This is a genomic window from Winogradskyella sp., from assembly GCF_016744625.1.
Classification (GTDB): Bacteria; Bacteroidota; Bacteroidia; order Flavobacteriales; family Flavobacteriaceae; genus Winogradskyella.
Genome location: NZ_JADGDZ010000109.1, coordinates 1 through 9,982, shown reverse-complemented (window position 1 = coordinate 9,982; position 9,982 = coordinate 1). Strand labels below are relative to the sequence as shown.

Sequence of the window (9,982 nt, the reverse complement as noted above, 5' to 3'; positions counted from 1 at the left end):
TACATAATTGTCAATAAAAATCTTCTATTTTTGCGTATATAATAAAGATTATTCAATTATGGCAAAATTCAAATTAGACGAAGTAGATCACCAAATCCTAGATATGCTTATCGATAATACGCGTATTCCTTTTACAGATATTGCAAAAAAATTATTGATTTCTGCAGGTACTGTTCATGTACGTGTTAAGAAAATGGAAGAAGCTGGGATTATTAGAGGATCTTCATTAACCTTGGATTACAAAAAATTAGGATATTCGTTTATAGCTTATGTTGGTGTTTTTCTTCAGAATACATCACAAACTAAATTTGTTTTAGAGCGTATTAATAATATTCCTTATGTAACAGTTGCTCATATTACTACAGGTAAGTTTAATATCTTTTGTAAGATTAGGGCTAAAGATACGATGCATGCAAAAGAAATTATTTTTATGCTAGATGATATAGAAGGTGTGTATAGAACAGAGACTATGATTTCTTTAGAAGAGAGTATTAATGATAAAAAACGTTTAATGCATACTATTTTTAACGAACTATAAATTTTGTCAGTTTATAAAATTTAAAAACCCATAGATATTCTAAGGGTTTTTTGTTTAATTTAGATTATGATTACAAATAGCCTAAACCAAAGCGAATACAATTCGTATTATAAAAATTATATAAACAATGCTTCAGATGATGTCATTGTAAAAGGATTAAAAAAAAATTTAGATGCTGTAGTATCATTTTATTCAAGTATACCTCAAGAGAAACACGATTATGCTTATGCCGAAGGAAAATGGACTGTAAAAGATATTTTACTTCACATTATTGATACTGAGCGTGTTTTTGTTTATAGAACAATGCGAATTGCTAGGCAAGACAAAACACCTTTAGCAGGTTTTGAACAAGATGATTACGTAATCAATGGTAATACTAAAGCTAGAAGTTTAGACAGCTTGATTGAAGAATACAAAGCTGTTAGGTATGCAACTATTGTGCTTTATAATAGTTTTGATTCTAACACATTAAAACAAATAGGTGAGGCGAGTGGTTCCCCAATTTCAGTAAGAGCATTAGGTTATATTATTACAGGCCATGAAAACCATCATAACCAAGTGATAAAAGAGCGTTATCTCTAAGCAGAATAGTGATCGAAAGCTTCTAGAATAAGCTCATTACTTACAACACAATCTATTCTTGGAGTTCCGATAGCTTCTAGAAGTACAAATTTAACAACACCATGACTATTCTTTTTATCGTGTTTTAATAATTCTATTATAATTTTTTGTTCAGCTTTACTAATCGAAACTTTAGAGAAGGTTTTTAATATGCCTTCAGTTATATTTTCGAAATCATTAGAACTTAAGCCACAGATTTTTGTAGATAAATAGGATTCTAAAAGCATTCCTATGGCAATAGCCTCACCATGAAGTAAAGGTGTTTTATCAGCATGTTCTAAGAAGTAGCTTTCTATAGCATGTCCTAGTGTATGTCCGAAATTAAGAATCTTTCTTAAGCCTAACTCTCTTGGGTCTTCAGTAACCACTTTATTTTTTATAACAACAGAATCATATATTAAACGATCTAAATCCGAAATATCCAAATTTTCGAGATGTGTAAGTGTATGCCAATACGTTTTATCATATATTAAACCATGCTTTAGCATTTCTGCAAAGCCAGAAACCATTTCATTTTGAGGTAAGGTTCCTAAAAAAGAAGTGTCAACACCAACCATTACACCTTCATTAATAACACCAACTTGGTTTTTTAAGGCTCCTAAATCTACACCAGTTTTTCCGCCAACTGAAGCATCTACCATAGCTAACAACGTTGTTGGGATATTAATATATTTAATTCCTCGCATGTATGTACTAGCCACAAAGCCACCTAAATCAGTAACAACACCACCACCAAGGTTTATCAATAAACTTTTGCGATCTGCATTGTACTCTGATAAGGCTTCCCAAACACCCATACAAATATCTATAGTTTTATGGTCTTCGCCATTTGGCATTTCCATAACTTCAACAATGATCTCTCTAGATTCTATACGTTCTAAAAATTGAGGTAAGCAATCATCATGAGTATTTGTATCTACTAGGATAAAGATCTTAGAAGGATTTTTAGTTTTTATATAATTGTTTAATTCTGAATAGACTTCAGAATTGAAATAAACAACGGAATTTTTAGTCGAAATTGAGTCCATCTTAGAATTATCTAATTTGATGGCGTGAAAATACTTCCTTTTTTTAAAAAAAAGTAAACGACTTCTAAATATATTTGTGTTTATATTCTTTAAACCTATGATAGATCACTCACTTTTTGAAAATACAGGCACTGCTTTTACACTAAAATCAGATTCTGAATTAGAACGTGCTTACTTTTTGTTTAAAATGATTTCATCTCAGCCTTTGGTTCGTATTGGTACTGCTGCGACAAATTTTGCACTCAAAGCTAATTTACCTGTAGAAGGACTTATTCGTTCTACAGTTTTTGATCATTTCTGTGGAGGAGTTAGTGAAGACGATTGTTTATCTGTAATTGATAATTTGTTTACAGAAAAAGTGAGTTCGGTTTTAGATTATTCTGTTGAAGGAAAAGAAACAAAAGATCAGTTTGATAATGCCTTAAAAAAAATATTAAAAATCATTCGCTTCTGCGACGAGAAAGAGGCAATGCCAATTGTGGTTTTTAAACCTACAGGATTTGGGAGATTTCATTTATATCAAAAAAAGACAGAAGGAGTCGATTTCACAAAAGAAGAACAAGAAGAGTGGGATAGAATAGTTGAAAGATTTGATGCTGTTTGTAAGTTAGCTAAAGAAAAAGATGTGGAGGTATTAATCGATGGAGAGGAAAGTTGGATGCAAGATGCTGCGGACGACTTAGTAGAAGATATGATGAGAATCTATAATACAGATAAGCCAATTGTCTATAATACACTACAAGCCTATCGATGGGATCGCTTAGACTACTTAAAAGAGTTGCATGAACGTGCTAAGCAAGATGGTTTTAAAATAGGAATGAAGATAGTGCGTGGAGCTTATATGGAAAAAGAACGCAAAAGAGCGGAAGAGAAAGGGTATAAGTCGCCAATTTGTGACACTAAAAAAATTACAGATGATAACTTTAATTCCACTTTGAGCTACATATTAGAAAACCTAAAGGATATTTCGATTTTTATAGGAACACATAATGAGGCGAGTTGTTATTTAGCTTTAGAGTTAATGGAAAAATATAATATTACTAAACAAGACAATAATGTGTGGTTTGGTCAATTATATGGTATGAGCGATCATATTAGTTTTAATTTGGCTGCAGCAGGTTATAATGTTGCTAAGTATATTCCTTTTGGACCAGTAAAAGATGTGATGCCTTATTTGATTAGAAGAGCAGAAGAGAATACCTCAGTTGCTGGTCAAACCAACAGAGAGTTATCTTTATTAAAGACTGAGAAAAAGCGACGTAAATTATAAATGCCTTATCATTTGACAAGGCATTTATTGAAAATTTATGTTTGATAGTAGGTTATTCCTTTTATGAGAAGAAATTATACCATTTCTTTTTGTTATTTGGGTTGTTTCCATAGCCGTAACCATAGCCATAACCTTTCTTTCCTGTTCTTACACTGTTAAGTAACATTGTCATGTTTGGTAAACGCTTTTCATCATAAAGTGTTTGTGCCACATGTGTAAGCTGTCTTTTGTCAACACCATCTGCACTCACAACATATACAAACATATCTGCAAATTTTGAAATCAGCAATGTGTCACTTACTAAACCAACAGCAGAGGTATCTGCAACAATGTAGTCATATTTGTTTTCAAAATAATTAAAGAGTTCTTCAACTCTATCACTCATTAGTAATTCTGACGGATTTGGTGGAATAGTTCCAGAAGGAATAATATCTAAAAAGGTGTTTTCAGGATGCTTAACTACAACATCTTGAGGTTTAATAGATTTATCAGCGATATAATCTGAAAGACCTTTTTCTGGCTTTTCCTTGATTCCTAAATAGTCTAATATTTTTGGTACTCTAATATCCATTTCTATTAATAGTACAGCCTTTTCTGAAAAAGAGATAGAAGATGCTAAATTAGTACTAGTGTGAGATTTTCCTTCTTGTGCCTTTGTAGAAGTGACGAATAACTTTTTAGATCTACCTTTTACATCTTTAAGCATAAAATCGATATTTGATCTCACAATTCTAAATGCTTCAGCTTTTGGCGAATAATCCACCTTATTTATAAGTCTTGTCTTTTTAGAAGATTTAGGAATATCTCCTAAGTAAGGAATATTAAGGATTTTAACAAGATCATCTCTTCCATAAATTTTGGTGTCTAATAAGTCTATTAAATAAATAAACCCAATAGGAAGTAAAAGGCCAACGATAAATGATGCCAAATAAGTAATCGTTTTATTTGGTGCAACAGGACGATAAGACGAGTAAGCATTATCTATTATTTTCGCGTTTGGTGAATACATACCAAGGCTTATTGCAGATTCTTCTCTTTTTTGCAATAGATATAAATAAAGAGATTCCTTAATATCTTGTTGCCTCTTAATATCTCTAAACTGTCTTGCTTTTGTTGGTGCTTGATAGAGTTGTCCACGTATTCTGGCATTTTCTCTATTTAAATTATTAAGCGTAAGTTGAGATGTTTCCTTAATACTAATCAAAGAGCTTTGAAGGTTTTGTTTAACCGTAGCTATTTGATTATTTAATTGAATAACGACAGGGTTTTTTTCAGTAGAGTTTCTTAAAATTCTATCACGCTGCGCTACTAATTCGTTGTGTGTTTTAATGACCTGTGATGTATTAGAATCACCTATACCAATATCTGCAGGTAACATGTCACTCGTTCTATCTTCACTGTTTAACTCATCTTGTAAAAAAGAAGCTAATTGTATATTATTTGAAGTAGTTGAGATTTGAGTTTGTAACTGCTGTCCACTTTGTAAATTAATATTGTCTTGAGAGCTTAAAGCGGTAAGGTTATTCTTTTTTTGTAATTGCTCAGCTGTATAATCTACTTCCTCTAACTCTATAGAGACTTTTTTAAGTCTATTATTAATAAAGTCTGAAGTCACCTTAATAACCTCTTCTTTATCTGAGAGCACATCTTTATTATACTCAACAATAAGCTGATCTAAGTAATCTACAGCTTTTTGTGCCACAGTTTCTTTAAGCTCTAATTTAATAACACTAGACCCTTTTTCTGTAGAAATTTTTACTTTAGTCTGGTATTCATTTACAAGACTTGTAACAGGTCTGATTTTTATTTTGTAGTTACTGCCAATATTAGGAGCATTAGAACCAACATTAGGTACAAGTACAAACCCACCATAATTAGTGTCGATTTTATCACCAAATGCATATACTTTACCTTCACGATCATCTCTGTCTAATAAAGATTTACCGTCGTCCTTAAACATAATAAATTCTGTAGAAGACTTTATTTTAAGATATAGATTTTTGCTTAGGGTATTAATTACAGAATCACTTTCAAAAAAGCTAACTTTAATAGGGGGATTGGTGTACAACTCTTTTTCTTTTATTTTACCTTCAGCAAAACAACGAATATTAAGATCTAAAGTTTTAATAATATTTTCAGCTATAGTACGAGACTGAATAACTTTAATCTCATCCTTAATCTTATCAGTTCCTTGGGAGAATAAACCATCAGTGCCAATATCTTCTATGCCAGGCAGTTTAGTTGCCTGTTTCTCATCTCTGATTTTAATCGTAGCATTAGCCTTATACTCATAAGTTGTATAGCGCAAATACGTATATCCGAGAAGGACAGCAACAATAATTGAAAGAATAATCCATTTCCAATATGAAAGAAATAATTCTACTTTTTGTTTTATGTCAACAGTGACAGAATTGGGTTTAGATTCCATAAAGAATATAAATGAATACTATTATTTTACTAAGAATACTGCTATAACAGTGGTTAATGTACCAATTGCAGATATTAGTACACTATTGTTTTGGTTGTACGTAGATGAACGTATTCTTGCATTATTTGGTTCTACATAAATAACATCGTTTTGTTGCAAATAATACACTGGTGAATTAACAGTGTTTATTGAAGTTAAATCGATATTTGCAAATTTCTTTTTACCATCAACTTCTCTGATAATAAGAATGTTTTTACGTTTTCCAAAAATGGTTAAATCATTTGCAAGACCAATGGCTTCTAAAACTGTTATTCTTTCATCTTGGATATTAAATGTACCTGGATTAGATACTTCACCAATAATCGTTATAGAAAAATTAGATAATCTCACATTAACGATAGGGTCTTTTGCATATTCACTAATACGTTCTGTAAGATAAGAAGTGAGTTCAGTTCTTGTTAGACCAGCTACTTTTAGCCTTCCTAGGACTGGGAATTCTATATTACCGTTATAATCTACTAAGTAAGTTTGAAGCTGTAAATTACCTTGAACACCTGTTACGTTATTGCTGTTATTTGAACCTACAGTTAGGTTAAACGGAGCAACAGTTTCTTGAAGAAACGCAGAAACATTTATTGTTAAAATATCATCTGGCTTGTAAATTATTTGTTTTGGCTCAGACATTAAAACACCTTCTTCTAGTGGTTCGTCTTGAAAATAGACAATATTTTTACGCGATGCACAAGATGTAAGCATAGCAATCACTAATGCTGATACTAATAGAATACGAGTTTTCATTTTTTAGTTGTTTATTATTAGGTTTAGTTAATAAAATTTGGTTTATTTCTTAGTGTCTAATACTTCGTAAGTAGAATTATTAGAAATATATTCTGGTATTAAATGCTTTATAGATGATACAATTTCTAGAGGTTGTGTTAATGAATTTATATCAGTTAATTTATTAATCTGTTTTTCAACATTAAAGATATCTACATGTCTAGATTTTGCAATCATAATTTTTTCGTGATAGGTTTTCTTTGTGTTTTCACCATCAGCTAAAAGTTCTTCATAAATTTTCTCACCAGGTCTTAAGCCGGTAATTTTAATATCTATGTCTTCAGGATATCGTAAACCTGAAAGAATAATCATATTGGTAGCAAGGTTAAATATCTTAATTGGTTCTCCCATATCGAATACAAATATTTCCCCACCATTACCCATAGCTGCTGCTTCTAAAACGAGCTGACACGCTTCTGGTATGGTCATAAAATAACGTGTAATTTCCTTGTGCGTAACGGTTAAAGGACCACCTTTTTCAATTTGTTTTTTAAACAATGGGATTACAGAGCCATTAGACCCTAAAACATTTCCGAATCTTGTGGTAATAAACTTAGTGTGACCTTTGCCTTTAAGGCAAGTTACATAAAGTTCTGCAATTCTTTTAGTTGCGCCCATTACATTCGTTGGGTTTACCGCTTTATCTGTAGAAATTAACACAAACTTATCTACGCTATGTTTTACAGCAATATCAGCTACATTTTTGGTACCACCAATGTTTACACTTACCGCTTCAAATGGATTATTTTCCATTAATGGGACATGCTTATAGGCAGCTGCGTGAAAAACAATTTTTGGTTTATATTGATTAAATATTTGATCAATTCTTGTTCTATTACGAACATCTGCCACAATAGCATCAACATTTTCTAGACCTAATTGCCTAAATTCTTGTTGTATATCGTAAAGTGCAGATTCTGCATTATCAACTAGAATTAGTTTTTTGTAATTGTATAAGCTAATTTTTCGGCAGATTTCACTACCGATTGAGCCAGCAGCACCAGTAATTAAAATAACTTTATTGTCGTACTGATCTTCTAAATCTGGATTCTTAATACTAATTGGATCTCTACCCAATAAGTCCTCAATTTTAACCTCTTTTATTTGACCAACACTTAAATCTCCATCTATCCAATTCTGAACTGGTGGTACAATTTTAACTTTAAGACCGAGCGAAAAGAGGTTCCCAGTAATTTGTAATAATCGCGTTGGTTCAATATTCTGAATCGAAATTATAACATCTTCAATATTATTCTTTTCTATAAAATTTTCATCAATAGAGTCGATATTATATACTCTAAGTAGATTTATTTTTTTACCAATCTTTCGTTCATCATCATCAACAAAACCTACAACTTCAAGACCGCTCTTAGTATCATTATTTATTGCATCGTAAGTAAGCATTCCGGAATTACCAGCTCCAAAAATTAGAACATTTGATATGGAATTAAAATCTTGAGTTATGTAATTGTAAACAGACTTAATAAAGAGTTTGGCTCCAATTAAAAATAAAATATTTAATAATAAGTGGATGTATATAATAGAACCAGATATATTGAATATTGTATCTTCGTGTATTACTTTTCTACTTGCGAAAGTGCAGCAAATGAGTAAGGTGGCTAAGATGTTAGCACCAATAACAATGTTAACAATATCTTTAAACCCGGTAAACCTTACTACGCCTTTATAAGAACCCACTGCTATTAGACTAATTGCAGCAGCTACCATTACGTAAGGGACTTGTCTTAATAAGATAGAAAAATCAAAATCTATTTTAAAATTATATCTTATTAAGTATGCTAAGAAAAATGTAGCTACTATAATAGATATATCAAATAGTAATACTAGCCATTTTGAGGCGTATTTCTTAGATATTTTATGTAGAAATTTTACTAACATGATGCAAAATACGTATTTATAGCAGAAACTACTCTATCTAATTCTATATCAGATAAATTAGATCCACTAGGTAGGCATAAACCATTTTCAAATAATTCGTCAGAAACGCCATTAAGATAACTAGGTGAATCCTTGAAAATTGGTTGCTGATGCATTGGTTTCCATAAAGGTCTAGATTCAATATTCTCTTTATCTAAAGCCAGTCTTAAGCCTTCTCTAGTTGGATAGGAATCTAATTGTATGCAAGATAACCAACGATTAGAAAAATAACCTTCTGGCTCTGGTAGAAACGTAATTTTATCAATATGCTTAAAAGCATTTATATAAAACTCGTGATTAGAACGACGTTTGGAAACATGACTATCTAAAATGGTCATTTGTCCACGACCTATACCAGCCACAATGTTAGACATTCTATAATTGTAACCAATGTGTGAGTGTAAATAATGAGGTGCATTATCTCTAGCTTGCGTAGCTAAGAAAATAGCTTTTTCTTTTTGTTCTGAAGTTCTGGTAACAATTGCACCACCTCCAGAGGTTGTTATTATTTTATTACCATTAAATGATAGTATTGATAAGTCACCAAAGGTTCCGCAATTCTGACCTTTATAATGACTACCTAATGATTCTGCACTATCTTCAACTATTGGTATGTTATAGGCTTTTGCAATTTTATTAATCTCATCAACCTTATATGGCATTCCATATAAATGTACAGGAATAATTGCTTTAGGTTTCTTGCCTTTAGCAATTCTATCTTTAATAGCAATTTCTAACTGCTCAGGGCACATGTTCCATGTATCTCTTTCACTATCAACAAAGATTGGAGTAGCGCCTTGATAAACTATAGGATTAGCTGATGCTGAAAACGTTTTGCTTTGGCAAATGACTTCATCACCGGCGGAAACTCCAAGAATTATAAGACTTAAATGCAAAGCTGATGTGCCAGATGCTAAAGCACCAACATGCCGATCTTCATTAAGGTAAGATTGTAAATCACTTTCAAAGCCGTTAACATTTGGCCCTAATGGAGCAACCCAATTAGAATCAAAGGCTTCTTTAATGTAAGTTTGTTCGGCACCACTCATATGAGGCGATGACAACCATATTTTAGGTTTCATAGGCAAAAATTGTTAAGTAATATTATATTACTATCTCAATTTCATGTCTTAGAGGGATTTGGGACACAATTTAATTATGGGATAAATATGCGTTAATAATGTGAGACCTCCCAAATAAAGACGATAAAAAGCAGATATTTACGTTGTTGACTAATAGATAGATAATGAATAAATTAATTGAAGAATAGTTTTGTTTTAAGTAGAAAATGCCTACAAATAAACAGATACATAGTGCTATGT

The 9,982-nt window shown here is 31.5% G+C and carries 8 protein-coding genes; 3 read left to right on the top strand and 5 right to left on the bottom strand.

The features are described 5' to 3' along the window. Positions 1-58 precede the first annotated feature (58 nt). Together QZZ53_RS15530 and QZZ53_RS15525 are read left to right on the top strand one after the other, a co-directional pair. Entirely contained in the window at positions 59-538 is a 480-nt protein-coding gene (locus QZZ53_RS15530) for a winged helix-turn-helix transcriptional regulator (protein WP_296386367.1), read from the top strand. Between the two features lie 66 nt (positions 539-604). Beyond that, a complete protein-coding gene (locus QZZ53_RS15525) occupies positions 605-1,120 on the top strand; it encodes a DinB family protein (protein ID WP_296386364.1) in 516 nt (171 codons plus the stop codon). On the opposite strand, the gene aroB is transcribed toward QZZ53_RS15525, so the two are convergent. Continuing rightward, on the bottom strand, positions 1,117-2,187 hold the full coding sequence (aroB, locus tag QZZ53_RS15520; protein WP_296386362.1) for a 3-dehydroquinate synthase: 1,071 nt from the start codon (positions 2,185-2,187) through the stop codon (positions 1,117-1,119). The two genes, QZZ53_RS15525 and aroB, sit on opposite strands and share 4 nt — an antisense overlap. Before the next feature lie 97 nt (positions 2,188-2,284). On the opposite strand from aroB, the gene QZZ53_RS15515 reads away from it, so the two are divergent. Next, the gene (locus QZZ53_RS15515) at positions 2,285-3,457 is read left to right on the top strand and encodes a proline dehydrogenase family protein (RefSeq protein WP_296386360.1); all 1,173 of its coding nucleotides are present in this window, start codon (positions 2,285-2,287) and stop codon (positions 3,455-3,457) included. Positions 3,458-3,518: 61 nt separating this feature from the next. Here QZZ53_RS15515 and QZZ53_RS15510 read toward each other — a convergent pair whose 3' ends face one another. From QZZ53_RS15510 to QZZ53_RS15495, 4 genes are read right to left on the bottom strand one after another with little or no spacing between them, the layout of a single operon-like run. Then, complete coding sequence (locus QZZ53_RS15510) at positions 3,519-5,885, bottom strand: polysaccharide biosynthesis tyrosine autokinase (RefSeq protein WP_296386359.1); 2,367 nt, start codon at positions 5,883-5,885, stop codon at positions 3,519-3,521. 21 nt (positions 5,886-5,906) lie between these two features. Then, entirely contained in the window at positions 5,907-6,683 is a 777-nt protein-coding gene (locus QZZ53_RS15505) for a polysaccharide biosynthesis/export family protein (protein WP_296386356.1), read from the bottom strand. A gap of 42 nt (positions 6,684-6,725) precedes the next feature. Then, complete coding sequence (locus tag QZZ53_RS15500) at positions 6,726-8,621, bottom strand: nucleoside-diphosphate sugar epimerase/dehydratase (RefSeq protein ID WP_296386354.1); 1,896 nt, start codon at positions 8,619-8,621, stop codon at positions 6,726-6,728. Continuing rightward, complete coding sequence (locus QZZ53_RS15495; RefSeq protein WP_296386352.1) at positions 8,615-9,742, bottom strand: aminotransferase class I/II-fold pyridoxal phosphate-dependent enzyme; 1,128 nt, start codon at positions 9,740-9,742, stop codon at positions 8,615-8,617. Before QZZ53_RS15495 ends, QZZ53_RS15500 begins: the two co-directional genes overlap by 7 nt. Positions 9,743-9,982: the final 240 nt, after the last annotated feature.